Origin of the sequence: Leisingera thetidis (genome assembly GCF_025857195.1) — a bacterium.
Classification (GTDB): Bacteria; Pseudomonadota; Alphaproteobacteria; order Rhodobacterales; family Rhodobacteraceae; genus Leisingera; species Leisingera thetidis.
Map to the genome: position 1 here is coordinate 2,248,746 of NZ_CP109787.1, position 24,827 is coordinate 2,273,572.

26 protein-coding genes are annotated in these 24,827 nt (G+C 64.8%); 15 read left to right on the forward strand and 11 right to left on the reverse strand.

Annotation, left to right across the window (positions count from 1 at the left end):
• Nucleotide 1: 1 nt before the first annotated feature.
• The 3 genes from OKQ63_RS10715 to OKQ63_RS10725 form a co-directional block, all read right to left on the reverse strand.
• On the reverse strand, nt 2-310 hold the full coding sequence (locus tag OKQ63_RS10715; protein ID WP_264210066.1) for a DnaJ family domain-containing protein: 309 nt from the start codon (nt 308-310) through the stop codon (nt 2-4).
• Between the two features lie 101 nt (nt 311-411).
• Nucleotides 412-1,020, reverse strand: a complete 609-nt coding sequence (locus OKQ63_RS10720; protein ID WP_264210067.1) for a glutathione S-transferase family protein — start codon at nt 1,018-1,020, stop codon at nt 412-414.
• 202 nt (nt 1,021-1,222) lie between these two features.
• The gene (locus tag OKQ63_RS10725; protein WP_264210068.1) at nt 1,223-2,815 is read right to left on the reverse strand and encodes a bifunctional metallophosphatase/5'-nucleotidase; all 1,593 of its coding nucleotides are present in this window, start codon (nt 2,813-2,815) and stop codon (nt 1,223-1,225) included.
• Nucleotides 2,816-2,977: 162 nt separating this feature from the next.
• Here OKQ63_RS10725 and OKQ63_RS10730 point away from each other — a divergent pair, with 162 nt between their 5' ends.
• The 3 genes from OKQ63_RS10730 to arsC are packed head-to-tail and all read left to right on the forward strand — an operon-like array spanning nt 2,978 to nt 4,709.
• Nucleotides 2,978-3,316, forward strand: a complete 339-nt coding sequence (locus OKQ63_RS10730) for a DUF952 domain-containing protein (RefSeq protein WP_264210069.1) — start codon at nt 2,978-2,980, stop codon at nt 3,314-3,316.
• The gene (locus OKQ63_RS10735) at nt 3,313-4,371 is read left to right on the forward strand and encodes a quinone-dependent dihydroorotate dehydrogenase (RefSeq protein ID WP_264210070.1); all 1,059 of its coding nucleotides are present in this window, start codon (nt 3,313-3,315) and stop codon (nt 4,369-4,371) included. The genes OKQ63_RS10730 and OKQ63_RS10735 overlap by 4 nt, the downstream gene beginning before the upstream one ends.
• A complete protein-coding gene (gene arsC, locus OKQ63_RS10740; RefSeq protein WP_264210071.1) occupies nt 4,368-4,709 on the forward strand; it encodes an arsenate reductase (glutaredoxin) in 342 nt (113 codons plus the stop codon). The genes OKQ63_RS10735 and arsC overlap by 4 nt, the downstream gene beginning before the upstream one ends.
• Nucleotides 4,710-4,761: 52 nt before the next feature.
• On the opposite strand, the gene OKQ63_RS10745 is transcribed toward arsC, so the two are convergent.
• Genes OKQ63_RS10745 through OKQ63_RS10755 form a run of 3 tightly spaced genes read right to left on the reverse strand, consistent with a single transcriptional unit; the run spans nt 4,762 to nt 7,025 of the window.
• Nucleotides 4,762-6,081 carry an MATE family efflux transporter gene (locus OKQ63_RS10745; protein WP_264210072.1) on the reverse strand — a complete coding sequence of 440 codons (1,320 nt, stop codon included), beginning with the start codon at nt 6,079-6,081 and terminating at the stop codon, nt 4,762-4,764.
• A 6-nt stretch (nt 6,082-6,087) separates the two neighbouring features.
• Complete coding sequence (locus OKQ63_RS10750) at nt 6,088-6,606, reverse strand: PaaI family thioesterase (RefSeq protein ID WP_264210073.1); 519 nt, start codon at nt 6,604-6,606, stop codon at nt 6,088-6,090.
• Nucleotides 6,603-7,025 (reverse strand): PaaI family thioesterase, encoded by a 423-nt coding sequence (locus OKQ63_RS10755; RefSeq protein WP_264210074.1) that lies wholly within the window; start codon nt 7,023-7,025, stop codon nt 6,603-6,605. Before OKQ63_RS10755 ends, OKQ63_RS10750 begins: the two co-directional genes overlap by 4 nt.
• A gap of 124 nt (nt 7,026-7,149) precedes the next feature.
• Between OKQ63_RS10755 and OKQ63_RS10760 the strand changes: the two genes are divergently transcribed.
• The 9 genes from OKQ63_RS10760 to OKQ63_RS10800 all read left to right on the forward strand — a co-directional run bounded on the left by OKQ63_RS10760 (nt 7,150) and on the right by OKQ63_RS10800 (nt 16,492).
• The gene (locus tag OKQ63_RS10760) at nt 7,150-7,518 is read left to right on the forward strand and encodes a MerR family transcriptional regulator (RefSeq protein WP_264210075.1); all 369 of its coding nucleotides are present in this window, start codon (nt 7,150-7,152) and stop codon (nt 7,516-7,518) included.
• Between the two features lie 434 nt (nt 7,519-7,952).
• A complete protein-coding gene (locus OKQ63_RS10765; RefSeq protein WP_264210076.1) occupies nt 7,953-8,354 on the forward strand; it encodes a MerR family transcriptional regulator in 402 nt (133 codons plus the stop codon).
• A gap of 73 nt (nt 8,355-8,427) precedes the next feature.
• Entirely contained in the window at nt 8,428-10,209 is a 1,782-nt protein-coding gene (locus OKQ63_RS10770; protein ID WP_264210077.1) for an acyl-CoA dehydrogenase C-terminal domain-containing protein, read from the forward strand.
• A gap of 74 nt (nt 10,210-10,283) precedes the next feature.
• Nucleotides 10,284-10,496, forward strand: coding sequence for a hypothetical protein (locus OKQ63_RS10775; protein ID WP_264210078.1), 213 nt, complete (start codon nt 10,284-10,286; stop codon nt 10,494-10,496).
• Nucleotides 10,497-10,523: 27 nt separating this feature from the next.
• The gene (locus OKQ63_RS10780; RefSeq protein WP_264210079.1) at nt 10,524-11,672 is read left to right on the forward strand and encodes an acyl-CoA dehydrogenase family protein; all 1,149 of its coding nucleotides are present in this window, start codon (nt 10,524-10,526) and stop codon (nt 11,670-11,672) included.
• A 282-nt stretch (nt 11,673-11,954) separates the two neighbouring features.
• Nucleotides 11,955-12,587 (forward strand): glutathione S-transferase family protein, encoded by a 633-nt coding sequence (locus tag OKQ63_RS10785; RefSeq protein WP_264210080.1) that lies wholly within the window; start codon nt 11,955-11,957, stop codon nt 12,585-12,587.
• Between the two features lie 10 nt (nt 12,588-12,597).
• Complete coding sequence (locus tag OKQ63_RS10790; RefSeq protein WP_264210081.1) at nt 12,598-13,809, forward strand: acetyl-CoA C-acetyltransferase; 1,212 nt, start codon at nt 12,598-12,600, stop codon at nt 13,807-13,809.
• A complete protein-coding gene (locus OKQ63_RS10795; protein WP_264210082.1) occupies nt 13,809-14,294 on the forward strand; it encodes a cupin domain-containing protein in 486 nt (161 codons plus the stop codon). Before OKQ63_RS10790 ends, OKQ63_RS10795 begins: the two co-directional genes overlap by 1 nt.
• Nucleotides 14,291-16,492: a 3-hydroxyacyl-CoA dehydrogenase NAD-binding domain-containing protein gene (locus OKQ63_RS10800; protein WP_264210083.1), complete on the forward strand. Its 2,202-nt coding sequence runs from the start codon at nt 14,291-14,293 to the stop codon at nt 16,490-16,492. The genes OKQ63_RS10795 and OKQ63_RS10800 overlap by 4 nt, the downstream gene beginning before the upstream one ends.
• 73 nt (nt 16,493-16,565) lie before the next feature.
• On the opposite strand, the gene OKQ63_RS10805 is transcribed toward OKQ63_RS10800, so the two are convergent.
• The 3 genes from OKQ63_RS10805 to OKQ63_RS10815 all read right to left on the reverse strand — a co-directional run bounded on the left by OKQ63_RS10805 (nt 16,566) and on the right by OKQ63_RS10815 (nt 19,163).
• The gene (locus OKQ63_RS10805; RefSeq protein ID WP_264210084.1) at nt 16,566-17,246 is read right to left on the reverse strand and encodes a Hint domain-containing protein; all 681 of its coding nucleotides are present in this window, start codon (nt 17,244-17,246) and stop codon (nt 16,566-16,568) included.
• A 181-nt stretch (nt 17,247-17,427) separates the two neighbouring features.
• Nucleotides 17,428-18,093, reverse strand: coding sequence for a sulfotransferase family 2 domain-containing protein (locus OKQ63_RS10810; protein ID WP_264210085.1), 666 nt, complete (start codon nt 18,091-18,093; stop codon nt 17,428-17,430).
• Nucleotides 18,094-18,239: 146 nt separating this feature from the next.
• A complete protein-coding gene (locus OKQ63_RS10815; RefSeq protein ID WP_264210086.1) occupies nt 18,240-19,163 on the reverse strand; it encodes a DMT family transporter in 924 nt (307 codons plus the stop codon).
• Between the two features lie 76 nt (nt 19,164-19,239).
• Between OKQ63_RS10815 and OKQ63_RS10820 the strand changes: the two genes are divergently transcribed.
• The 3 genes from OKQ63_RS10820 (at nt 19,240) to OKQ63_RS10830 (ending at nt 22,544) form a co-directional block, all read left to right on the forward strand.
• Nucleotides 19,240-20,868, forward strand: coding sequence for an AMP-binding protein (locus tag OKQ63_RS10820; RefSeq protein WP_264210087.1), 1,629 nt, complete (start codon nt 19,240-19,242; stop codon nt 20,866-20,868).
• A 105-nt stretch (nt 20,869-20,973) separates the two neighbouring features.
• A complete protein-coding gene (locus tag OKQ63_RS10825; protein WP_264210088.1) occupies nt 20,974-21,984 on the forward strand; it encodes a hypothetical protein in 1,011 nt (336 codons plus the stop codon).
• A gap of 116 nt (nt 21,985-22,100) precedes the next feature.
• Complete coding sequence (locus OKQ63_RS10830; protein WP_264210089.1) at nt 22,101-22,544, forward strand: PACE efflux transporter; 444 nt, start codon at nt 22,101-22,103, stop codon at nt 22,542-22,544.
• 69 nt (nt 22,545-22,613) lie between these two features.
• Here OKQ63_RS10830 and OKQ63_RS10835 read toward each other — a convergent pair whose 3' ends face one another.
• A complete protein-coding gene (locus OKQ63_RS10835; RefSeq protein ID WP_264210090.1) occupies nt 22,614-23,981 on the reverse strand; it encodes an SPOR domain-containing protein in 1,368 nt (455 codons plus the stop codon).
• A gap of 181 nt (nt 23,982-24,162) precedes the next feature.
• Nucleotides 24,163-24,795, reverse strand: a complete 633-nt coding sequence (gene upp / locus OKQ63_RS10840; protein WP_264210091.1) for a uracil phosphoribosyltransferase — start codon at nt 24,793-24,795, stop codon at nt 24,163-24,165.
• Nucleotides 24,796-24,827: the final 32 nt, after the last annotated feature.

A 24,827-nucleotide genomic window follows, 5' to 3' on the forward strand; every position in this document is an offset into this window, starting at 1 on the left:
GCTACTTCGCGTAAGCCTTGCGCGCCAGCTCGATGCGGGCATCCATCATCGACATATCCTTCAGGATCTCCTGCCGGCGGACCCGGTCGCCGGTCTCGCTCAGCTCCGCCCGCAGGCGCTGCAATTCGCGCGACAGGCTGACAAATTCCGGCACCCCGCCGCTTTCGCGCACCAGCCGGTTGAGCAGCGCATTTTCCGGATCATCACAGTCCGGCAGCGGCCTGCCGGCGCCGGCCAGATTGTCAAAGGCGCCGTCCTTCTCGGCGGCTTCGATGCGGGCATTGATGAGGTCGATCAGCGGGTGGTCCATAGGGGCATTTTGCCATGTCTGCGCGGCGGGAAAAACCCTTTGCAGTTTGCGCCCGAATGGCCGGCAGGCGCCCGCCCGCTCCCGCACCGGGCGGGGCTGCCTTATTCCGCCGCCTGCGGCGCCGGGTTGGCCGTCTGCCAGGCCTCCAGCGCCTCGATCCGGCCGATCCAGCGCAGGATATTGCCGTAGCCCTCAACCGGATACTGGCAAGGCTCCCGGTAGCACAGGATCGCCGCGACCGAGAGATCCGCCGTGGTCATGGCCTCCCCCGACAGCCAGCCGCGCCCCTCCAGGTGCCCGTCCAGTACCTTGGCGTATTTGTGGAAGTCCTCCGCCGCGGCCTCCATGTCGATATCCTCGCGCCCGAAGAAATGGCGCGAGATGAATTTGCTGCAGGCCGGTGTCCAGTGGCAGCCCTCCCAGAACTGCCAGCGCATGATGTCATAGCGCTGGTTCGAGCGCGGCCACAGCGGCGTGTCCTGATCGGTGCACAGCCGGTTGACGATCGCATTGGATTCCCACAGCGATGACCCGTCGTCTTCCTCCAGCACCGGCACCTTGGCGTTGGGGTTGAGGCCCAGAAACGCCTCCTGAAACTGGTCCCCGGCTTGCAGGTCAACGATTTCAACCGGCAGTTTCAGCCCCAAAAGGCTGTTTGCCACCAACACCTTGCGGGAGTTCGGTGACGGCGGAAATACATGCAGTTTCATGGGGAGACCTCTCTGGCACCATTAATTAACATTATCGTTAAATAATGGGATTGCGGCATCGGGTCAAGGCCGCACAGCACCACCCGCCCAGCAGCGCCCGCTCCAAGAGGTTAATATTCAATAAACAAAATATGTAAGCAGCCCTGACCCTATGTTTCGCGCGCGAAACATAGGGTCAGTACCGATGACCTATTCCGGCCGTCTATTTCACCTGGGAAATCCGCCCGTCGGTATAAGGGGTGTAAGGCCCTTGCGCCGCCAGATATTCCGCCAGGTATTCCGCCAGCACATCAGCCAGATCCGGCCCGAAATCATAGGCATTCCGATCGCTGCCTTCGAACATCGCATAGCCGTCACCGCCATTGCGGACGTAATCATTGGTGACCACCACATAGGTTTTTGCCGGATCAATGGGAACAAAGCCTCCGCCCTCCGCCACCATCACCTCCTTGATGCGGCCTGCATTAGGCGGCACGGAGCCGTCCCAGCTGAATTTCAGCCCTGCCACCTGCGGGAAGCGGCCCTTGACGTCCTCGATCTGGCTGACGCCGTTCTCCAGCGCCTCAACCAGGGTTTTGCCATCGATTTCAAAAGTGGAGAGCGTGTTCTGGAACGGCAGGACGGTCAGCACCTCGCCCATGGTCACCTCCCCCGCATCCAGGCCGGCCCGGATACCGCCCGCGTTGGCGATGGCGATGGTCACCCCCTGGTCCCGCACCCGCTCCAGCATTGCATCCGCCACCAGATTGCCCATCTGGCACTCCTGCACCCGGCAGACATCGCGGCTGCCTTCAATGGGTTCAGCCGCCTCTGCCACCACCCTGTTGCGGATCTCATCCAGCGGCAGCGCCAGTTCCGCAATCCGGTTGAGAGTTGCCGCGTCCTGGCTGACAGCGGCATCCATAATCAGCGGCTCCCCTTCCGCACTGATCACATTGCCCGCATCATCAAAGGTGACATTCAGCTCCCCAAGGAATTTGCCATAGGCATAGGCCTGCACGATCTGCACCCCGTTGACCACGGTCGGGTACGGCCCTGCGGCCTTCTCCGAAGTGTTGGACAGATAGGTATTGCTATGGCCGCCGACGATCACGTCCACCCCGGAGGTTTCCGCCGCCACCCGCTGGTCGACGCCATAGCCGGAGTGGCTCAGCACCACGATCTTGTTCACCCCTGCCGCGGTCAGCCGGTCCGCCTCTGCCTGCACCGCCGCCACCGGATCGGAGAAATGGACGTTTCGGCCGGGGCTGGCCAGCTCATGCGTGTCTTCCGGTGTCAGGCCGATCAGGCCGATCCGCTCGCCGCCGCGCTCGATCACCGCGGACTTCTTCAGCACATCCGCCAGCGCCGGCTCATTCGAGACATCGGCGTTGGACATCAGCACCGGAAACCCCACCGCATCCATGAACCCCCGCAGCACCTGCGGCCCGTCGTCGAATTCATGGTTGCCCACGGTCATCCCGTCATAGCCGAGCCGATTCATGAACTCCGCCGCCGCCCTGCCCTTGTAGTAGGTATAGAACAGCGAGCCCTGGAACTGATCGCCGCCATCCACCAGGATCGCATTCTCCGCTCTGTCGCGCGCTGCGGCTATCGCCGTTGCCAGCCGTGCGGTGCCGCCGTAACACTTGCCCTCGGCCTGGTCCCCCGCATCGCAGGTGCTGTCGTATTTGCTGATCGGCTCGAACCGGGAATGGAAATCGTTGGTGTGAAGGATGGTCAGTTTGAAATCCGCAGCAGCCGCTCCGGCCGTCAGGGCAAGAACTGCAACCGGCGTGAGATTCCGCGCAATCATAAGATGTCTCCCATAGGGCTGTTTTGGTGAGAGCCTGCGCCCAATGCCCGCGCTGGTCAAAGGGGAAAAGCCGCGCATCCGCCTCCCCTTGCGTCAGCTTGGGCGGCTTCGCCCCCGTCAATCCCCCTTGATTCATTTGACGGTGCAGGGCATCAGGCCGGTATGCTGATTTACAAGATTTTCCGGGCGGACGAATGGGCCGCACTGCAGGCCGCGGGCGAAACCCGGGGCGCGCCGATCGATGTGGCCGACGGCTATGTCCACTTCTCCACCGCAACCCAGGCGGCTGAGACCGCAGCCAGGCATTTTGCCGGCGCCGAGGGGCTGACCCTTCTGGCCTGCGATGCAGCGGCGATGGGCGATGACCTGAAATGGGAAGTTTCCCGCGGCGGCGCAGAATTCCCGCATCTCTACCGCACTATCCGCATGTCGGACGTGGTCTGGGCCAAGCCGCTGCCGCTGGCGGGCGGCGTGCACCGGTTCCCGGAGGATATGGCATGAAGCTGACCGAGAAACTGGCGCTGGCCGCCATGCACCGGATCGATCCGGAGGCCGCGCACGGGCTGTCGGTCAAGGCGCTGAGCATGGGTCTGGCACCTGCCCCCGGCCCGGTGACATCTGCGCGCCTCAAAACCACGCTGGCGGGTATTGATTTGCCGAACCCGGTTGGCCTCGCCGCAGGCTATGACAAGAACGCCGAGGCGCTGGCGCCGCTGGCGAAATCCGGCTTCGGCTTCATCGAGGTCGGGGCCGCCACCCCGCGCCCGCAGCCCGGCAACCCCAAGCCGCGCCTGTTCCGCCTGACCGAGGACCGCGCCGCGATCAACCGCTTCGGCTTCAACAACGAGGGCATGGAGGCAATCGGCGACCGGCTGGCGCAGCGCCCGCGCGATGCGGTCATCGGGCTCAACCTCGGCGCCAACAAGGACAGCGAGGACCGCGCCGCGGATTTTGCCAGGGTGCTGGCCCATTGCGGCGCGCATCTGGACTTTGCCACCGTCAACGTCTCCTCCCCCAACACCGAAAAACTGCGCGATCTGCAGGGCAAGGCGGCACTGTCGGCGCTGCTGGCAGGCGTCATCGAAACCCGCGACGGCCTCAGCCGCCGGGTGCCGGTGTTCCTGAAAATCGCGCCGGATCTCGACCGCGCCGGCATCGAGGACATTGCCGCCGTGTCGATTGAGAGCGGCATCGACGCGGTGATTGCCACCAACACCACCCTGTCGCGCGACGGGCTGCAAAGCGTCCACAAGGGCGAGGCCGGCGGGCTGTCCGGCGCGCCGCTGTTCGAGAAATCCACCCGGGTTCTGGCGCAGCTTTCGGAACTGCTGGACGGCAGGGTGCCGCTGGTGGGCGTCGGCGGCATCAGCACCGCCGAACAGGCCTATGCCAAGATCTGCGCCGGGGCGTCTGCGGTGCAGTTCTATACCGCGATGGTCTATGGCGGCCTGTCGCTGGCCGGCGATATTGCCCGCGGACTGGATGAACTGCTGGCCCACGACGGGTTCAGCAGCGTTGCGCAAGCTGTTGGAACCAAACGGAAGGACTGGCTGTGATCACCTATTGGCATTACCCGAAATGCTCGAAATCCCGCGCAGGCCTCGCGCTGATCGAGGCACGCGGCGCTGAAGTTCACACGCGGGCTTATCTGGAGGACGCTCCGTCTGTTGAGGAGCTGAGCGCAGTGCAGGCGGCGCTTGGCGTTTCCGCAGTGGAGATGATGCGGACGGGTGAGAAGGTTTTCAAGGAGCTGGGCCTGAGCAAGGACAGCGCCGAGGCCGACTTGCTGGCCGCGATGGCCGCGCATCCGATCCTGATCGAACGCCCGATTGCCATCAGGGACGGCAAGGCAGTGATCGGCCGTCCCACCGAGGCGATTGAAGCACTGCTGTAACCGTTTTCCGGCGCGGAAAACGGGCCGGAATTCTCGCAGAATTCCGGCTGGCTCAGACGCCGACCTGCGCCTCCAGCCGCGGGTAGCGCAGGCCCAGTGTGACACCGCGGGCGATGTTCAGGACAATCAGGGCGGCCCACAGACCGTGGTTGCCGAAGGCCGGTACCAGGATCATCAGCGCCATTATGTAAATGGCCACTGATTGCAGCATCGCCCACCGCATGGCACGGGTCCAGGTGGCACCTATGTAGATGCCATCAAACATCCAACTGGCGATTCCCAGAACCGGCATTGCTACGGCCCAGATCAGGAACACCCGGCCGGCCTCGCGCACATCCTCCGAGGTCGACATCAGGTCGATCAGCCAGGGGCCTCCGGCAGCAAAGGCGATGCCCAGCAGAACCGCACCGCCCGCCCCCCATTGCGACGTGACAACCGCAGCCCGGCGTACCCGGTCCCGCGCCCTGGCGCCGACGGCGCCGCCCACCAGCGCCTCGGCGGAGAAGGCAAAGCCATCGAGCGCAAAGGCAGTGATCTCGACAAACTGCAAGAGGATCTGATTGGCGGCCAGGTTTACGTCGCCGATGCCGGAGCCGATGAACAGGAAGGTGGTGAAAGACCCGGTCAGCAGCACCGAGCGCACCATGATGTCGCCGTTGACCTGCATCATCCGTTTCAGCCGCGCCGGATCGAACACCCTAGCCCAGTCCCGCCATTGATCGCCGGCAAAGGCATCGCGGCACAGGTAGAGCCCCAGCGCCAGCCCGGTCCATTCGGCAATCAGCGTGGCGATGGCGACGCCCTCCACACCCCAGCCGAGACCCAGCACGAACCACAGGTCCAGCGCGATGTTCAGCCCGTTCATCCAGACCTGCAGCAGGAACACGCCGCGGGTGCGCTCCACCGCGATCAGCCAGCCGGTGACCGCATAAAGCGCAATGGTGGCAGGTCCGCCCCAGATGCGGATTTCCAGGTAATCGCGGGCAAGGGTTTCGACCTCAGCGCTGGCCGGCGCCAGCGCGAAGGCGCCCCAGAACACCGCGCCCTGCGCAATGATGAAGACCGCACCGGCCGCAAAAGCCAGAAGCAGGCCGCGCATCAGCAGGGCGCCGGTCTCGGCCCAGTCCCCGGCGCCGCGCGCCTGCGCCGCCAGGCCGGTGGTGCCCATCCGCAGGAAGCCGAAGAGCCAGTAGATCGTCGCCAGGATCACCGCGCCGATGCCGACGGCGCCGATCGGGGCGGCCTCGCCCATCTGGCCGACCACGCCGGTGTCCACGGCGCCCAGAATCGGCACCGTCGCGTTGGACAGGACGATCGGCAAGGCGATCTTCAGCACCCGGGCGTGGGTGATATCGGCATTCGCGCTGGTCATCGTGTGTCAGCCTTCGCCGTTCTGGTCCTGCGGCATCAGGAAATGGCCGGTGGCCTGGGCAAACAGCTTGTCCTTGTGGTCCTGCCAGGCCTCCACATGCACCGAGGCATAGCGGCGGCCGGAGCGGTTCACCCGCGCCCGCGCATAGGCGTCGCGCGGCAGGCCGGAGCGCAGGTAATCGACGGTGAAGTCAATGGTCTTGGGCTGGCGCGGCAGGTTGCCCCGGGCCATTTCCGCCGGGTCCAGATCACCGGATTCGATGCGCTGCCACAGGTGCGACCAGTTCAGCGTGATCATCGCGGTGATTTCCAGAAACGCCGCCGTTACCCCGCCGTGAATCGCAGGCAGGAACGGGTTGCCGATCAGCTTGTCATCGAAATTCAGCTGCGCCGTCAGCTCATCGCCGCGGCGTTCGAAGGTGACGTTCAGGAATCGGATGTAGGGCACCGAATCCACCAATGCCGACAGCGCCGCATCGCGGCGCTGCTTGACCACCTGGACCGGTTCTGGACGGGGGCGGCTCAAAACTTCTTCTCCACGGTAAAGGCGCCTGCGGCGGTGGCGACGGGGCGGTCTGTATCCTCGTCCATCGCCACCGCGCGGACAAAGGCGACGCTGCGGGTGATCTGGTGGCAGGTGGCGCGGGTGGTGATCGCCTGTCCCGGCGTGGCCGGGCGCATGTAGTCGATGCGCAGATCGATGGTGGCGGTGCCGCCGGGGGCGGCGGGGTGGCTCATCACCGCCGCACCGCAGCACGTGTCCATCAGCGCCGAGACCGCGCCGCCGTGGATCACCCCGGTTGCCGGATCGCCGATCAGCTTCTTGTCATAGGCCATGCGGATCTCGGCGGTGCCATCGCCGATCTCCGTCAGCTTCATGCCCAATTGCTTGGCATGGGGGATGGCTTCGATGAACTGGCGCGCGAGGTCGGTCTTGTCGGCCATGAGGCTGTCCCTTTGAAATGTCTCCCTCATCTTTGGCCCCGGCCCGGCGAAAGCGCAAGTGTGCCGCCGCGGAGGTTGCACTGTTCGCTGCAAGTGCATAGGTTCCCGGCAAGGGAGAAGACGGATGGCCGACAACAGATTGTCATTCAAGGAAATGTGCGCCGAGTTCGACGTTACGCCGCGGACGCTGCGCTACTATGAATACATCGAACTGCTGCAGCCGGACCGCGAAGGCCGGTCGCGGTTCTACGGTGCGCGGGAGCGCGCCCGGATGAAGCTGATCCTGCGCGGGCGCAAGTTCGGCTTTCAGCTGGAGGAAATCCGCCAGTGGCTGCTGATCTATGAAAAAGAGGGCAACGACGCCCAGAACCATGCCTTCATGGAGATGGCCGACCGCCAGCTGGTGGAACTGGAAAAACAGCGCCAGCAGATCAATGAGGCCATTGAAGAGCTGACCGCCCTGCGCGCCAGCACCAAGGCGCTGCTGAAATAACCATTCCCCGCGCGCCCGGCGCATGCCGGGCCTGCACCTGCCCGCCGGGCGGTGCCGGAACCCCGTGCCGGCCGCGTCATCCCCGCCAAGCACTTTCATTACAATTGCCTGCCAATCCGATTCCAGAGCGCCGCCTGGGCGGGCGGTCCCGCGCGCATTGCTTTGCAATGCACTGCCGGCAGGTGCGGACCCGGCGGCTCCGCCCGCAGTCCGGGCTCCGGGAATCTTCCCAAATCATGCGCCAGAAGCACCTGCACGCTGCCCCGGATGACCGGGCAAAATCGTAACGTTGCGTCACTTAACGTGCGTTTTGCGAACCATTCACGCATCCGAAAGTGACGCAACGTACAACTTACGTAAACGTAAAGTCAGCCTTGATCGAAAAACCGGATGCGCTCAGCTTGGTCCTGCACCAAGCCGTAAGAGTGACGACGATGACCGAAGAAACCATGACCATCCGCGAGATGTGCGAGGCTTATGACGTAACTCCCCGCACCCTCCGGTTCTACGAAGCCAAGGAACTGCTGTTCCCGATCCGCGACGGCCAGAAGCGGCTGTTCACCAAACGCGACCGCGCCCGGCTGAAGCTGATCCTGCGCGGCAAGCGGTTCGGGTTCAGCCTCGAGGAAATCCGCCAGCTGCTGGATCTCTACCATGTCGGCGACCAGCAGGTGACCCAGCTGACCAAGACCTATGAGGTCGGCCGCGAGCGGCTCGCCGATATGGAGCGCCAGCGCGAAGAGCTGACCGAGGCAATCGAGGACCTGAAAGACCAGCTGGCCTGGGGCGAAAAGATGATCGCCTCGATGCGGGCCAAAAAGGAGGCCGCCGAATAGGCCGCCGCCCCGCCCTTCCCGCCGGCCCGCCCGGCAATGACCATGTGCAACAAGACCCCTGAAGAGGACCGCAATGCCTTCCTATACAGCCCCCGCGAAAGACGCCCAGTTCATTCTGCATGATGTCCTCAAGGTCTCGGGCCGGGACATCCCCGGATACAGCGAACTGGAGCCGGAGTTCACCGGCGCCGTGCTGGAAGAAGCCGGCAAGATCGCCAGCGAAGTGCTGCACCCGCTGAACGTGGCGGGCGACACCGAGGGCTGCCGCCTGGAAAACGGCGTGGTCTACACCCCCAAGGGCTTCAAGGACGCGTTCGAGCAGGTCAAGGAAGGCGGCTGGCCGGGCATCGACATGCCGGAAGAGTTCGGCGGCCAGAACATGCCTTATGTGATCGGCACCGCGGTGGGCGAGTTCTTCTCCGCCGCCAACCAGGCCTTTACCATGTATCAGGGCCTGACCCATGGCGCCGCCTCGGCGATCCTGACGCATGGCACGGACGCGCAGAAGGCCGCCTATCTGCCCAACATGGTCTCCTGCGAATGGACCGGCACCATGAACCTGACGGAGCCCCATTGCGGCACCGATCTGGGCCTGATGCGCACCAGGGCGGAACCGCAGGGCGACGGCAGCTTCCGGATCACCGGGCAGAAGATCTTCATCTCTTCCGGCGATCACGACATGGCCGAAAACATCGTGCATCTGGTGCTGGCCAAGATCCCCGGCGGCCCGGAGGGCATCAAGGGTGTCAGCCTGTTCATCGTGCCCAAGTTCCTGGTGAACGAGGATGGCTCCCTGGGCGCGCGCAACGGCGTCTCGGTCGGCAAGATCGAGGAGAAGATGGGCATCCACGGCAACTCCACCTGCGTGATGGACTATGACGGCGCGGCCGGCTGGCTGCTGGGCGCGGAGCACAAGGGCATGCGCGCCATGTTCACCATGATGAACGAAGCGCGTGTCGGCGTCGGCATGCAGGGTCTGGCGCAGGCCGACGCCGCCTATCAGAACGCGGTGGAATACGCCAAGGACCGGCTGCAGGGCCGCGACGTCACGGGTGCCAAAAACCCGGACGGCCCGGCCGACCCGCTGATCGTGCATCCCGACATCCGCCGTTCGCTGATGGATCAGAAAAGCTTTGCCGAAGGGGCGCGCGCGTTCCTCCTGTGGGGCGCCACGCTGATCGACCAGGCGCACCGTGCCGGCGACATGGACGCCGACGGGCTGATCTCCCTGATGACGCCGGTGATCAAGGGCTTCCTGACCGATCAGGGCTATGACATGACCGTGCAGGCGCAGCAGATCTATGGCGGCCACGGCTACATCGAGGAAACGGGCATGTCGCAATACACCCGCGACGCCCGCATCGCGATGATCTACGAAGGCGCCAACGGCGTGCAGGCGCTGGACCTGGTGGGCCGCAAGCTGGGCCAGCACGGCGGCAAATACGTCCTCGCCTTCTTTGATCTGGTCAAAACCTTCTGTCAGGAAAACAAGGACATTTCCGAGGATTACACCAAGGACTTCATCAAGCCCCTGCAGGCGGCCTCCAAGGACCTGCAGGCGGCGGGCATGTTCTTCATGCAAAGCGGCATGAAGAACCCGAACCATGCGCTGGCGGGGTCTTATGATTTCATGCACCTGTTCGGGCAGGTCTGCCTGGGCCTGATGTGGGCAAAGATGGGCAAGGCGGCGCAGGAAGCGCTTGACGCGGGGTCCCCTGACGCGGCGTTCTATGAGACGAAACTCGCAACCGGCCGGTACTATATGGCACGGCGGCTGCCCGCGACCAAACTGCACCTGGCCCGCATCGAAAGCGGGGCGGATCCGGTGATGGCGCTAGACGCGGACGCCTTCTGATGCTCTCGGGCGCCCCGTTGCGGGGCGCCCGGCGCAGCCCCGGCCGGTGCTTTGAACATGCAAAGGACCGATTGATGCCGAAACGTTTCCGCCTGACCCGCCGCTTCCCCGTCGCGATGACCGAGGACGGCTACCGCAGACTGAAGAAGTTTGCCCAGGAAGCGGGGCTGGATGAAGGAGAGGCGCTGTCATTCCTGTTCGAGCATTTCGACAGTGTGACAGACCACGAGAACCTGAGCCACCGGCTGCGGCTGTTCAACGCCGAGTTGGAGGCGCGCAAGCGATAGGGCCCGCACGCGGCCAAAGGGAGAGACATGACCAGCACGCAGTCCGCATGGATGACGGATGAGCATCAGATGCTCAGCCAGATGACCGCCCAGTTCATCACCAATGAATGGGCGCCCAAGTTCGAAACCTGGCGCAAGCAGGGCATGATGGACCGGGAGACCTGGAACCAGGCAGGAGACCTCGGCCTCCTCTGCCCCTCCATTCCCGAGGCTTACGGCGGTGCCGGCGGCGATTTCGGCCACGAGGCTGTGATCCTGATGGAGGGCAGCCGCGCCAACCTGGCCAGCTGGGGCCAGGGCATCCATTCCGGTATCGTCGGACATTACATCCTTTCCTATGGCACCGAAGAGCAGAAGCAGCGCTGGCTGCCGAAGATGGTGACAGGCGAGCTGGTGGGCGCGCTGGCAATGACCGAGCCCTCCACCGGCTCGGACGTGCAGGCGATCAGGACCAAGGCGGTGAAGGATGGCAATGGCTACCGGCTGACCGGCCAGAAGACCTTCATCACCAACGGCCAGCACGCCAATCTGATCCTGGTGGCGGCCAAGACCGACCCGGCGGTAGGCGCCAAGGGCATCTCGCTGGTGGCAATCGAGACCGATGGCGCGGCAGGCTTCAGCCGCGGCCGCAACCTCGACAAGATCGGCTGCCATGCGGCGGACACCTCCGAGCTGTTCTTCAGCGATGTGGAGATCCCGCCGGAGAACATCCTGGGCGGTGCCGAGGGCCAGGGGTTCTACCAGATGATGCAGCAGCTGCCGCAGGAACGGCTGATCATCGCCTGCGGAGCGGTCGGCGCGATGGAGGGCGCGGTGGACCGCACCATCGCCTACTGCAAGGAGCGCGAAGCCTTCGGGGGGCCGCTGGTGCAGTTCCAGAACACCCGTTTCAAACTGGCCGAATGCCTGACCAAGACCAAGGTCGCGCGCGCCTTCCTGGATGAATGCATCGCCGAACACCTGCAGGGCAAGCTGACCGTCGAAAAGGCAGCGATGGCAAAATACTGGCTCACCGACACCCAAGGCGAGGTGCTGGATGAATGCCTGCAGCTGCACGGCGGCTACGGCTACATGCAAGAATACGCGGTGGGGGAGATGTGGGCCGACGCAAGGGTTCAGCGCATCTACGGCGGCACCAATGAAATCATGAAGGAGCTGATTGCGCGGTCGCTGTAGCCGCAGGAGCCGCAGAGGAACCGCGGGAGGCTGATGATGGGTTTTGAGTATTTGTACAAAGAAGAAGCTCAAGATCCACCCTGCCTCGGCCCGGCGGCGCCAGACCGGAAAGCAGGGCTTCTCCTTTGGCGGTCATCGGCTCTCCAGCCTGTACCGCAGGACGAGTGCAACGGAACTTGGTTAAGAAAGAGTGAACCTGCCCCTTCTTCTTTGCCGAAAATACTCCACGGGGGTGCGGGGGTGTGAAACCCCCCCTCTTCCGCCAGACACAGGGAACCGGACATGACCATGAAACTCCACTGCTTCGGAGAAAGCGGGAACTCCTACAAGGCAGCACTGGCGCTGGAACTCTCGGGCCTTGCCTGGGAGCCGGTGTTCGTCGACTTTTTCGGCGGCGCTGCGCGCTCCGATGCATTCCGCGGCTTCAACCCGATGGCCGAAGCGCCGGTGCTGGTGGACGGCGATGTGACGCTCAGCCAGTCGGGCGCCATCCAGCAGTACATCACCGACAAGACCGGCAGGTTCGGCGGCCGGCCGCAGGACAAGTACGAGGTGCTGCGCTGGGTGCTGTGGGACAATCACAAGATGTCCAGCCAGGCCGGCATGACGCGGTTCCTGATCAATTTCCTGCCGGAAAAGCACCGGCCGCCGGAGGTGATCGCCTTTATGCAGGGCCGTCTGAAGGCAGCCTATCAGACGCTGGAGACGCACCTGGAAGGACGCGGCTGGCTGGTCGGCGACGGGCTGACCAACGCCGACATCAGCTGCTGCAGCTACCTCTATTATCCCGAACCCTTCGGCTTTGACCGCGCCGACTGGCCCAATATCGACGCCTGGCTCACCCGCATCAGCGAAGTGCCGGGCTGGAAACACCCCTATGACCTGATGCCCGGCAAACCGTCGGACCGGACTTGAGGAGACCAAGATGACCGAAGCTTATATCTATGACGCCCTGCGCACGCCGCGCGGCAAGGGCCGCAAGGACGGCGCCCTGCACGAGGTGACCTCGGTGCGGCTGAGCGCCCTGACGCTGAACGCGATCAAGGAGCGCAACGGCCTGGAGGGCCACGCCGTCGAGGACGTGATCTGGGGCAACGTGACCCAGGTGATGGAACAGGGCGGCTGCCTGGCGCGCTCCGCTGTTCTCGCCTCCGATCTGGACGAGCGCATTCCGGGTCTCGCCATCAACCGCTTCTGTGCCTCCGGCATGGAGGCGGTGAACCTGGCGGCAAACCAGGTGAAGGGCGGCGCGGGTGACGGCTATATCGCCGGCGGCGTGGAGATGATGGGCCGTGTGGCCATGGGCAGCGACGGTGCCGCGATCGCGGTCGATCCGACCCTCGCGATGGAGACCTATTTCGTGCCGCAGGGCATTTCGGCCGATATCATCGCCACCGAATACGGTTTTACCCGCGATCAGGCGGATGCGCTGGCGATGGAGAGCCAGCGCCGCGCCGCCAAGGCGTGGGAAGAGAAGCGGTTCGACAAATCCGTGATCACCGTGCGCGACCAGAACGGCCTGCCGATCCTGGAGCATGACGAATACATGCGCCCCGGCACCGACATGCAGGCGCTGGGATCGCTGAACCCGGCGTTCCAGATGATGGGCGAGCAGATGCCCGGCTTCGACAAGGTGGCGATGCTGAAGTATCCGCACTTGGAGCGGATCAACCACATCCACCACGCGGGCAACTCCTCGGGCATCGTGGACGGCGCTGCCGCCCTGCTGATCGGCAACAGGGCGTTCGGCGAACGCCACGGGCTGACGCCGCGCGCGCGCATCAAGGCCACCGCCAAGATCGGCACCGATCCCACCATCATGCTGACCGGCCCGGTGCCGGTGACCGAGAAGATCCTGGCCGACAATGGCATGAACATCGGCGACATCGACCTGTTCGAGGTGAATGAAGCCTTCGCCTCTGTCGTGCTGCGCTTCCAGCAGGCGTTCGATGTGGATCCGGAGCTGGTCAACGTCAACGGCGGTTCGATCGCCATGGGGCATCCGCTGGGCGCGACCGGGGCGATCATCATCGGCACGCTGCTGGATGAGCTGGAACGGCAGGACAAGCAATGCGGTCTTGCCACCCTGTGCATCGCCTCCGGCATGGGTGCGGCAACCATCATCGAGCGGGTCTGATGCCGAAGCTGGACCTATCCCGCATCGAGGCCAGGGGCGGCTCGGGCTACCCCGGCCGGCTGGCCGCCGCAATGGCAGGGCGCACCGGCCAGCGGCTGGGCGATGCCGGCGGGCTGACCCAGTTCGGCGCGAACCTGATCCATCTGGCGCCGGGCGCGATGTCGTCGCTGCGGCATTACCACATGGAGCAGGACGAATTCGTCATGGTCACTGCGGGCGTCTGCACCTTGATCGACGACCAGGGAGCCCACGAGATGCTGCCCGGCGACTGCGCCGCCTTTCCGGCGGGAGATGCGAACGGCCACCATCTGGTGAACCGCTCGGATGCGCCCGCCGCCTTTCTGGTGGTGGGCACCCGCACGGAGACCGACACCGCCTTTTACAGCGATATGGACATGAAGGTGACCGTGACCGGCCGCACCTTCGATTTCACCCGCAAGGACGGCAGCCCGCTGACGGCTGACCAGACTGGAGAGAACTCATGAGCGATTTCAAATACGACGTGGACGCGGACGGCGTCGCCATCATCACCTGGGATGCCGAGGGCAAGAGCATGAACGTGCTCACCCGCGAGGCCTTTGGCCTGGTGGAGGAATACGTGGACCGGGCGCTGGAGGACGACGCCGTCAAGGGCATCGTCATCACCTCGGCCAAGAAGGATTTTGCCGGCGGCATGGACCTCAATGTGCTGGCGACCATCCGCGAGGAGTCCGGCGACAACCCGGCGCAGGGGCTGTTCGACTTCACCATGGGCGGCCACCGCATCCTGCGCAAACTCGAGCTCGCAGGCATGGACCTCAAGACCAAGAAGGGCGGCAAGCCGGTGGCCTGCGCCATCAACGGCACCTGTGCGGGCATCGGCACCGAGATCGCGCTGGCCTGCCATCACCGGGTGATGACCGACAACCCCAAGGCCAAGATCGGCCTGCCGGAGATCATGATCGGCATCTTCCCGGGCGGCGGCGGCACCACCCGCTATTCGCGCATGGTCGGCGCGATGGCGGCGGCACCGGTGCTGCTGGAAGGCAAGATGATGGAGCCGAAAAAGGCCAAGGGCGCGCAGCTGATCGACGCGGTGTCTGAGGATCCGCTGGCCGCGGCCAAGGAATGGGTGCTGAACGCCAAACCCGCGGATCTGGTGAAGCCCTGGGACGCCAAGGGCTACAAGATGCCGGGCGGCGCGCCCTATCACCCGGCAGGTTTCATGACCTTCGTTGGTGCCTCTGCCATGGTGCACGGCAAGACCCAGGGCGCGTTCCCGGCGGCCAAGGCGCTGCTGTCGTCGATCTATGAGGGCGCGCTGGTCGATTTCGACACCGCGCTGAAGATCGAAGCGCGCTGGTTCACCCATGTGCTGATGAACCCGTCTTCCTCTGCCATGATCCGCAGCCTGTTCCTGAACAAGCAGGCGCTGGAGAAGGGTGCCGTGCGGCCCAAGGACGTACCGGACCAGTCGGTCAAAAAGGTCGGTGTTCTGGGCGCGGGCATGATGGGTGCGGGCATCGCGCTGGTGTCGGCCCAGGCGGGCATGGAGGTGGTGCTGATCGACCGGGATCAGGCCGCCGCCGACAAGGGCAAGGCCTATTCCGCCGCCTATATGGACAAGGGCATCAAGCGCGGCAAGGCGACCGAGGAAAAGAAAGAGGTGCTGCTGGCGCAGATCACCGCCACCCCGGATCTGGACGCGCTGAAGGGCTGCGACCTGATCATCGAAGCGGTGTTCGAGGATCCGGGCGTCAAGGCCGAAATGACCCGAAAGGTCGAGGCGATCATCCCCGAGGACTGCATCTTTGCCTCCAACACCTCCACCCTGCCGATCACCGAACTGGCCAAGGCCTCCAGCCGGCCGGAGCAGTTCATCGGCATCCATTTCTTCTCGCCGGTCGAGAAGATGTTCCTGGTGGAAATCATCAACGGCAAGGAAACCGGGGACCGCGCGGTGGCCAAGGCGCTGGATTACGTGCGCCAGATCCGCAAGACGCCGATCGTGGTGAACGACGCGCGCTTCTTCTACGCCAACCGCTGCATCATCCCCTACATCAACGAAGGCATGCGGATGATCACCGAGGGCGTCAGCCCGGTGCTGATCGACAATGCCGCGCGGCAGCTGGGCTTCCCGGTGGGGCCGGTGCAGCTGACCGATGAGACCTCGATCGATCTGGGCGCGAAGATCGCGCGGGCGACCAAGGCGGCGATGGGCGATGCCTATCCGGAAAGCCCGGCGGACGATCTGATCTTCTGGATGGAGGAACAGGGCCGTCTGGGGCGCAAGGCAGGCGCCGGCTTCTTCGCGTATGACGACAAGGGCAAACGCGTCGAGTACTGGAAGGGCCTGCAGGAGAAATACCCGGTGGCGGATGAGCAGCCCGATCTGATCGAGGTGCAGGAGCGGCTGATGTTCGCGCAGGTGCTGGAAGCGGTGCGCGCGCTGGAGGAAGGCGTGCTGATGGACATCCGCGAGGGTGACGTCGGTGCGATCCTGGCCTGGGGCTTTGCGCCCTGGTCCGGCGGGCCGCTCAGCTGGCTGGACATCCTCGGCACACCTTATGCGGCGCAGCGCTGCGACAGTCTGGCGGCGAAATTCGGCGACCGCTTCACCTGCCCGGCGCTGCTGCGCGAGATGGCAGAAAAAGGCCAGAGCTTCTACAGCCGCTTTGCGCCGGAAAAATCCGCAGCGGCCTGACGGCTGCCCTGGAAAAACAGAACGGCCGGGAGCATGCCCCGGCCGTTTTCATTTCAGCAGCAGGTGCCGCGGCTCAGCTGAGCGGCGGCCGGCACTCTGCCCGGGCCATGCCGGCACCGGGGACAGCCCATTGCTCTTCCTCGGCCATCATCGACAGCACCAGCCCGCGCGCCTCCTCCGGCGGCAGCACCCTGTAGGCGCCTTCCTCCTGGAACACGCGGCCGCACATCAGATTGCTAGGCGCGGCGGCATAGCCCAGCATCCCGGCCTCCAGATAGATCACCTCATCCTGGGCAAAACGCGGCGTCACCAGATCCAGCTGCGCCCCCGGATGCATCCGGCGGATGCCGCGGTAGCCCTCCAGCGCGCAGGCAGGCACCACTGCAAAAGGATCGCCCTGGGCGTCCTCCACCAGATCGCTCTCCAGCAGCACGCCCTGGTCCGGCATCAGCCACAAGGGCACCCGGTTCATCAGCGCATCGCGCGGCACCAAAAGCGGGCAGCGGGCCGGTTCCAGCTCCCCTTCGCCGGGCAGAAGCGTTTCGCGGTGCAGTTCCAGAATCACCTGCATGCCATGATCAAAGGTCAGCACCTTGTCGCCCGCGGCCAGCGATTCGACCGGGCGCCAGCCGAGGTTGGAGGCAACATGGGTGCCCGCCAGAAACCCGCCCTGCCCCACCGGGACCAGGGAAAATCCGCTGTTCATCGCCTGCCCCGGCGCACCCTGCGAGCGTTTCAGAAGCCAATCCAGCATCCGCGTTCCTTTCCTGCGGCCCAGGCAGCGAAGCCTTGGTCCAATTCCGTCTTTTGCCGTCGGCCACGGCGGTACGGGCACGGCCGAAGGCAAGTAAATGATCTTTGTTCACATTGCCGCGCCAATCGTTGTACCCGCGCCGGGATTGTCGCCGGAACGGGCAGACCAGGGCTGCTTCATGTCACTTGGATAGGCGGAAATCGTTAAAAGAGTATTCAAATTGCCCGATATCCTGCGCGCAGGCCGCTGCGACGGCTTCGGCAGCAGCATCATCGTAGTAGGGCCGCCAATCGCGCTGCCGCCCGGATTCATTCACCCGCGGCAGATCAAGCGGGAAACCGAGATGGGCAAACAAGGGCTGGGCATCGTCCTGGAAATGTTCCAGCCGGATATAAAGCCGGCATTGCTCCGCACCGTCGGCATGGCGCAGGTAGGACGCAGCCGGGCTGCCGCGGAAGGCTGCGATGATTTGCGGATCCTGGACGAAGTTCCGGAACTCAAGGCTCTGCGCCAATTCGACCGCAGGGTGGCTGAAGCTTTGCCCGCGCAGCCAGTGATAGTAGCTTACCGCCCGGTCCCACGGGTTGCGCACCAGGGTAAAGGCAAACAGCGCACGCAATTCCTCATCCGGCACCAGCCCTTCGATATCCGCCAGCGTCGAGTGCTTCCACAGCCGCCCGCGGGTCTGAGCATCCTTCAGGCGGCGGCGGCGGTTCCGTGCTTTCGGCGTGTCGCCCAGCATCATGTCATCCGCCATGGCACGCGCCTCAAGAGCCAGCGCCAGCGCGGTGCCGCCGGTCTTGGGGATATGGATAAAGACGTATTGGCGGCCTTGCGACAGGATCATGCGCCGACCCTAGGATATTGTTCCGCAGTTGAAAACGCGGGAGTTCCGCCTGCTGCTGCGCGCCTCCCGGCCGCTTTCAGCTTTTTGAAAATACTCCAGGGTGAATTGGCCCTTCGGGGCCAAGCGGGGCAGCGCCCCTGCTCCGGTTACCGGGAACGCAGAGCAATGGTGGCGCCGGCCGCGATGATCAGGCCAATGCCCAGCACCTGCCAGATGCCAAGCGCCTGCCCCCAGTAGGCCCAGGCGACGCCGGGGCCGACGATCATCACCGAATATTCGAACACCGCAACAAAGGACGCCTCGCCCAGCTGGTAGGCCTTGGTGATCAGGAACACGCCGCCTACGGCTGCGCAGCCCTGCAGCAGGATCAGATGGGTGATGTCCCAGAGCGGCCAGACCCAGCCGCGGGTCACAAAGCCCTCTGCGCCATCCGGCACCGCCTGCGGCCAGACTTCGAGCCCCAGCAGCAGCAGCAGGCCGAGTCCGCCCTGGACCAGCAGATAGAGGAACAGCATGGCAACGGTGCTTTCACCCTGGCAGTACAGGCCGGTGGCCAGGGAACCGAGCGCATAGAACAGCCCGCCCGCGACAGGCACGAGAATCAGCCAGTTGAAATCGGCAGGGTTTGGCTGCAGCACCAGCAGCACCCCGGCAAAACCGCAGAGCACCGCCGCGATCCGGATCCAGCCGATCCGCAGCTTCAGAAACAGCACGGAAATGACCACGATGATGATGGGCGAGGTGAACAGCCCCGCCAGCGCCTGCGCAATCGGCATCAGTGCGACGGCGGAGAAATAGAACACCATCGACACCGCCACCAGCACCGCGCGCAGCAGCACCGCGCCAAGCCGGCGCGGTGCCAGCCCGCCAAGCCCCGCCCGCGCCATCAGCCACAGGAATGGCAGCGCGACAAATGTGCGCAGCAGGTAGAACTGGCCCAGCCCGATCTTCTCGGCCATCAGCGGCACGGCGTTGTCGGTAATGCCGATAATCAGCATCGCAGCAAGCATGGACTGCGCAGCAGCCGTCTGGCGGCCGTGATCCGCGGGAAAGGTTGCTGTATGTTTCATGCCCTTTCCATTGCCCGCAACTTTCCGCAATATCTGTCCTCTAAGCGACACCAAAGTGATTCAGGGGAGGAAACTGATGGGGTGGATGGCGGATGAAACCGGTCTGGAGAAGACCGCCGCGAATTATGTGCCGCTGTCGCCGCTGTCGCATCTGCAGCGGGCGGCGCAGGTGTTTCCGGACCATTTGGCCGTAAGCTATGGCAAGCACCGCAAGACCTATGCTGAGTATCATGCGCGCTGCACCCGTCTGGCTTCGGGCCTGGTCAAGCTGGGGGTGAAGCCCGGCGATGTGGTCGCGACCCTGCTGCCCAACATCCCCGCCCAGGCCGAGGCGCATTTCGGCGTGCCGGCCTGCGGCGCGGTGCTGAACACCATCAACACCCGCCTGGATGTGGGCACGGTCTCCTACATTTTCGGCCACGGCGAGGCCAAGGCGGTGCTGGTCGATCCGCAGTTCCTGGACCTGGCTGAAGCCGCCATTGAAGAGATGGAAGGCCCGGCCCCGGTTCTGATCGAGGTTGCGGATGATCAGGCCGGCTGGCACGCCACCGGCAGGCACATGGAATACGAGGCGCTGCTGGCCAGCGGCGATCCGGAGTTCCAGTGGATCATGCCCGAGGATGAGTGGGAAAGCCTGGCGCTGAACTATACCTCCGGCACCACCGGGCGGCCCAAGGGCGTGGTCTACCACCACCGCGGCGCCTACCTGATGACCATGGGCACGGTGGTGTCCTGGCGGATGGTGCTGCACCCGGTCTATCTGACCATCGTGCCGCTGTTCCACTGCAACGGCTGGAACCATACCTGGATGATGCCGCTGGTCGGCGGCACCCTGGTCTGCTGCCGCGATATCACCGCGCAGAACATCTACAACGCCATCCATTACGAGGGCGTCACCCATTTCGGCGGCGCGCCGATTGTGCTGAACATGATCGTCAACGCGCTGGATGAGGAACGCCGCACATTCGGCCACACGGTGGAGGTCTTCACCGCGGGCGCCCCGCCCGCCCCGGCGACGCTGTCCAAGATCGAAGACCTCGGCTTCAACGTCACCCATGTCTACGGGCTGACCGAGACCTTTGGCCATGTTACGGAATGCTACTGGAACGCGGATCAGTGGGACGGGCTGGACAAGGCCGGGATCGCTGCGAAGAAATCCCGCCAGGGCGTTGCCATGCCGATGCTGGAGCCGGTGGTGGTGCGCGGCAGCGACCACGCTGTGCTGCCCAAGGACGGCCAGAGCCAGGGCGAAATCGCGCTGCGCGGCAATGTGGTGATGAAGGGCTATCTGAAGAACCCCGAGGCCACGGCCGAGGCCTTCAAGGGCGGCTACTTCAACACCGGCGACCTCGCCGTGCAGCATCCCGATGGCTATATCCAGATCGCCGACCGGGCCAAGGACATCATCATCTCGGGCGGCGAGAACATCTCCTCGGTCGAGGTGGAGGGCGCGCTGATGGCGCATCCGGATGTGCTGCTCGCCGCCGTCGCCGCGATGCCGGACGAGAAATGGGGCGAGGTGCCCTGCGCCTTTGTCGAACTGAAACCGGGCGCGCGGGAAGACGCCGCAGCGCTGATCGCCTTCACCCGCGAGACGCTGGCGGGCTTCAAGGCGCCCAAGAAAGTGGTGTTTCAGGAGCTGCCGAAAACCTCCACCGGCAAGATTCAGAAGTTCGAGCTGAGGAAAATCGCCAAGACCCTGTGACTTTTCACGATGAATCAGCATCCGGGGGCGGCAAAGCAATTTGCTGCCCCTGTTTTATGTGATTATTCTGGCCGCAACGATAAGAACAGGAGCCGGGCTGGCTGCATGACGGCATTGAGGGAATTCGAGCGGCTGGAGGCTGCGGGCCTGTGGCGCGCGGACCTGCAAGCGCAGCGGCGGGATGTGATCATCTCGCTCGGGGATGCGACGCTGACCATTGCCAGCATGAATGACCGGCCTCTGGCGCATTGGTCGCTGGCTGCCGTTGAACGCGCCAATCCAGGGGAATTCCCGGCCCTGTTCCACCCTGACGGCGACCCCGGGGAAACGCTGGAAATTGCCGAAGACGAAACCGCCATGCTGGAGGCAATTGCCCGCGTGCAATCCGCCATCGGCCGCTCCCGGGCGCGCCCCGGACGGCTGCGGGCCGTCAGTATCCTGGGCATGCTGGCGCTGGTGCTGGCACTGCTGGTTCTCTGGCTGCCCGGGGCGGTGACCCGCCATGCGGTGAGCGTGGTTCCTGACATCAAGCGCAAAGCCATCGGCCAGGCACTGCTGGGGCGGATCGAGCGGGTTTCCGGCCCGGCCTGCGCCACGCCCGAAGCCGCACCGATCCTGACAAAGCTGGCGCAGCGCACCGGGGTGCGGCAACTGGCCGTTCTGCGGTCCGGCATCCCCGGCAGCCTGCATCTGCCCGGCGGCATCGTGCTGCTGAACCGCAGCTTTGTGGAGGATTTCGAAGATCCGGCGGTGGCGGCTGGTGCAATCCTGGCCGAGCGCGCCCGCGCTGCCGCCCGCGACCCGATGACCGAGCTGCTGGAAGCCGGCGGGTTCCTGGCCACCTTCAAGCTGCTGACAACCGGCGAACTGGACCGGGCCGCATTGGATGCCTACTCCGAGACCACATTGGCCAGCCCGCGCCCGTCCCTGCCGGATCAGCAGCTGCTGGCGGAATTTGCCCGCGCCGCCCTGCCCTCCTCGCCCTATGCCTATGCGCTGGACATCACTGGCGAGACGGTGCTGGGGCTGATCGAGGCGGACCCGATGGCAGGCCGCGAGCTGGAGCCGGTGCTGAATGACCGCGATTGGGTGCAGCTGCAGAACATCTGCAGCTGAACGTGCTCCCTTGAAAACCCTGCACAGTTCAATATCTTGACCGGGAAGCGAGGACGGCCTCCCCCATTCAGGGACTGCACTCCGGGACGGCCCGGAAAAATCTGAGGGGATGGGCCATGCGCACCGCCAAAGACCGGATCCGTCACGCAATTTCGTTTGAAGTCATCGGGCTGCTGCTTGCGACGCCCATCGGCGCCTGGCTGTTTGATATTCCGATGCAGCATTTCGGAGTGGCTGCCCTGGTCTGCGCCACGCTCGCAACTGTTTGGAACTATGTGTACAACATGGCTTTCGACCGCACCCTGCAGCACCTGGCGGGCAGCACGCGGAAAACAATTTCCCTGCGCGTGCTGCACGCAGTTGTGTTTGAACTTGGCCTGCTGCTGGCGCTGATGCCTTTCCTCGCCTGGTACTTGGATATCTCCCTGTACGAGGCCTTTGTGGTGGACGTCGGCTTTGCCGGTTTCTATCTCGTCTATGCCTTCGTCTTCAACTGGGGCTATGACATCGCTTTCCCGGTTCCGCATTCCAGCTCCGCCTCCGCCGCTGAGGCCGGCTGACCTGCCTGCGCTGCAAACAGAATAAGCCGGGGCAAGCCCCGGCTTATTCCGAATTGGCCAGGTCCGGCTTTATTTGCTCAGCTTGGCGCCTGAAAATCCCGCGTTCTGCACTTTGACCAGCGCAGCGGCCGCCGCGGCGGGCTGGCGGAACGGTCCGGCCAGCACCACCTTGTAAGGCTGCCCCTTGCGGCTGACGGTGCCAAGGCGCACCGGCAGCCCGGTGGCGGCAAGCCTGCGGGCGGCGGCTTTGGCCTGCCCCTCATCGCCAAAGGTTGCGGCACGGACATACCGCTGGGCCGCTGCCTGCTGCGGCGCCTCTGCGTCAGGCGCAGAGCGGGTGGACAGGTGCAGCCCGGACGGATGCGCCTCGGCCGGGCTGCGGCGGACGTTGCGCGGCAGCTTCACGGCGGGGCGGTCCAGCGGCAGCTGCACCAGGCGGCGCGGCACGCCGTTGGTCCAGATCTGCGCCATCTGCGCGTCGCCTTCCGGCGTGCGCAGCCCGCGCTGCGGATTCAGACGGCCGTCTTCCCGCTCGACCCGCAGATAACCGGCCGGGGCCTGGGAAAAGCTGGTCACCACCGCGGGCCGCACCGTGCGCACCGCCCGTTTCGGGTTCAGCCGCCCATCGGTCCAGACCGGGCGGTAGCCCTGCGGAACCGTGAAACTGTTGCTGAGACGGCGGTCCTGGTAGATGTGGGTCTGCACCACACGGGTATTCGGGGTGAGCCGGACCGAGGACTGCGGCCCGATGTCCTGGCCGCCGAAGGTCACTGGCGAGGAGTCCTGCGGGCCGCAGCGCACACCTGGGGAATTGGTGTATTGCCGGCTGATATCGGAGAGGCCGGCACAGGCGCTGTTGCCTGCCGGCTTCTGGGCGGCCGCAGCCGGTGCCGGGCCCGGTTTCGGAGCCGTGCGCACCACCTTCTTGGCGGCCGGCTTGGCGGCGGGTTTGGCCGCCGGGGCGGCCGCCGCCGGCGCAGTCCGGGCGCTGGTGGTTTGCGGTGTGCGGCGCGGCTTGGCCGTGGTGACCACCTTGGGGGCAGGGCTGGCCGCCGCCGGCGCTGTCTGGGCCGGAGCGGGCTGGGCCGGCGCCGGCTTGCCTGCCGCCGTCTGCGCGGGCTGCTGACTGGGCTCAAGCGTGATCAGTTCGGGCGCCGCGGCCCGCTGCTGCTGGCGGGTTGCGCCGGCCAGTTCGGTCGGTTGGTAGCCGCAAACCTGCTTGCGCGACCGGGTCACCCGCGGCACCCAGGTGATATTGCCGTCGATCCCTGCCCGGATATAGATGCAACCGCGGCTGTCGACAAATTGCCGCCCCTTGTAGGAGGCAGGCGGATACTCGGCGGGCGGACTGGTCGGGCGCAGGGTTTGTGCCTGTATACCTGCTGCGCCAGTTGTCCCCGCGATGATGGCCAGTGCAATAATTCTAGTTATTTTCATTCCTGAGCCCCACAAAATATGGCTGCAGGATGCCCGAAACTGGCCTGTGAGTAAAGATTCTGCGGCAACAATAAGGCCGTAACCGGGAAACTTTTGCGCAAATTGAAATTTTTTGGCACCTGTTCGGAGGTACCGCCGAAGGGACGCCAAGGCGTTCAGCACCGCCCTGGCGCCAAACGCATTACTTGGTGCCGAACATCCGGTCGCCGGCATCGCCGAGCCCGGGCAGGATATAGCCCTTGTCGTTCAGCTGGCGGTCCAGCGAAGCCGTGACAATCGGCACATCCGGGTGCGCTTCCTTCATCCGCTCGACGCCTTCGGGCGAGGCCAGCAGGCACAGGAAGCGGATATTGTTGGCGCCGGCCTCTTTCAGCAGGTCGATGGCGGCGGCGGAGCTGTTGCCGGTGGCCAGCATCGGATCGACGGCGATCACCAGCCGGTCCTTCAACCCTTCCGGTGCCTTGAAGTAATACTGCACCGGTTCCAGGGTTTCCTCGTCGCGGTAGAGGCCGACAAAGCCGACCCGGGCCGAGGGGATCAGCTCCAGCACCCCGTCCAGCATGCCGTTGCCCGCGCGCAGGATCGACACCAGCGCCAGCTTCTTGCCGGCCAGGATCGGCGCCTCCATCTCCTCTATCGGGGTTTCGATGTTGGTGGTGGTCAGCGGCATTTCGCGGGTGATTTCATAGGCCAGCAGCTGGGTGATCTCGCGCAGCAGGCGGCGGAAGCCCGCGGTGGACGTGCCCTTGTCCCGCATCAGGGTCAGCTTGTGCTGCACAAGCGGGTGATCAACAACGGTCAGGTGGTCGGTCATGGGGCACTCCTCAGATTTGGTTGCAGCGCTTT

Excerpts from the sequence above, each read along its gene's own strand:
- OKQ63_RS10715 (WP_264210066.1), bottom strand. The coding sequence starts at position 310 with ATGGACCACCCGCTGATCGACCTCATCAATGCCCGCATCGAAGCCGCC.
- OKQ63_RS10720 (WP_264210067.1), bottom strand. The coding sequence starts at position 1,020 with ATGAAACTGCATGTATTTCCGCCGTCACCGAACTCCCGCAAGGTGTTG.
- OKQ63_RS10725 (WP_264210068.1), bottom strand. The coding sequence starts at position 2,815 with ATGATTGCGCGGAATCTCACGCCGGTTGCAGTTCTTGCCCTGACGGCC.
- OKQ63_RS10730 (WP_264210069.1), top strand. The coding sequence starts at position 2,978 with ATGCTGATTTACAAGATTTTCCGGGCGGACGAATGGGCCGCACTGCAG.
- OKQ63_RS10735 (WP_264210070.1), top strand. The coding sequence starts at position 3,313 with ATGAAGCTGACCGAGAAACTGGCGCTGGCCGCCATGCACCGGATCGAT.
- OKQ63_RS10745 (WP_264210072.1), bottom strand. The coding sequence starts at position 6,081 with ATGACCAGCGCGAATGCCGATATCACCCACGCCCGGGTGCTGAAGATC.
- OKQ63_RS10755 (WP_264210074.1), bottom strand. The coding sequence starts at position 7,025 with ATGGCCGACAAGACCGACCTCGCGCGCCAGTTCATCGAAGCCATCCCC.
- OKQ63_RS10760 (WP_264210075.1), top strand. The coding sequence starts at position 7,150 with ATGGCCGACAACAGATTGTCATTCAAGGAAATGTGCGCCGAGTTCGAC.
- OKQ63_RS10765 (WP_264210076.1), top strand. The coding sequence starts at position 7,953 with ATGACCGAAGAAACCATGACCATCCGCGAGATGTGCGAGGCTTATGAC.
- OKQ63_RS10770 (WP_264210077.1), top strand. The coding sequence starts at position 8,428 with ATGCCTTCCTATACAGCCCCCGCGAAAGACGCCCAGTTCATTCTGCAT.
- OKQ63_RS10775 (WP_264210078.1), top strand. The coding sequence starts at position 10,284 with ATGCCGAAACGTTTCCGCCTGACCCGCCGCTTCCCCGTCGCGATGACC.
- OKQ63_RS10780 (WP_264210079.1), top strand. The coding sequence starts at position 10,524 with ATGACCAGCACGCAGTCCGCATGGATGACGGATGAGCATCAGATGCTC.
- OKQ63_RS10785 (WP_264210080.1), top strand. The coding sequence starts at position 11,955 with ATGACCATGAAACTCCACTGCTTCGGAGAAAGCGGGAACTCCTACAAG.
- OKQ63_RS10790 (WP_264210081.1), top strand. The coding sequence starts at position 12,598 with ATGACCGAAGCTTATATCTATGACGCCCTGCGCACGCCGCGCGGCAAG.
- OKQ63_RS10795 (WP_264210082.1), top strand. The coding sequence starts at position 13,809 with ATGCCGAAGCTGGACCTATCCCGCATCGAGGCCAGGGGCGGCTCGGGC.
- OKQ63_RS10800 (WP_264210083.1), top strand. The coding sequence starts at position 14,291 with ATGAGCGATTTCAAATACGACGTGGACGCGGACGGCGTCGCCATCATC.
- OKQ63_RS10805 (WP_264210084.1), bottom strand. The coding sequence starts at position 17,246 with ATGCTGGATTGGCTTCTGAAACGCTCGCAGGGTGCGCCGGGGCAGGCG.
- OKQ63_RS10810 (WP_264210085.1), bottom strand. The coding sequence starts at position 18,093 with ATGATCCTGTCGCAAGGCCGCCAATACGTCTTTATCCATATCCCCAAG.
- OKQ63_RS10815 (WP_264210086.1), bottom strand. The coding sequence starts at position 19,163 with ATGAAACATACAGCAACCTTTCCCGCGGATCACGGCCGCCAGACGGCT.
- OKQ63_RS10820 (WP_264210087.1), top strand. The coding sequence starts at position 19,240 with ATGGGGTGGATGGCGGATGAAACCGGTCTGGAGAAGACCGCCGCGAAT.
- OKQ63_RS10825 (WP_264210088.1), top strand. The coding sequence starts at position 20,974 with ATGACGGCATTGAGGGAATTCGAGCGGCTGGAGGCTGCGGGCCTGTGG.
- OKQ63_RS10830 (WP_264210089.1), top strand. The coding sequence starts at position 22,101 with ATGCGCACCGCCAAAGACCGGATCCGTCACGCAATTTCGTTTGAAGTC.
- OKQ63_RS10835 (WP_264210090.1), bottom strand. The coding sequence starts at position 23,981 with ATGAAAATAACTAGAATTATTGCACTGGCCATCATCGCGGGGACAACT.
- upp (WP_264210091.1), bottom strand. The coding sequence starts at position 24,795 with ATGACCGACCACCTGACCGTTGTTGATCACCCGCTTGTGCAGCACAAG.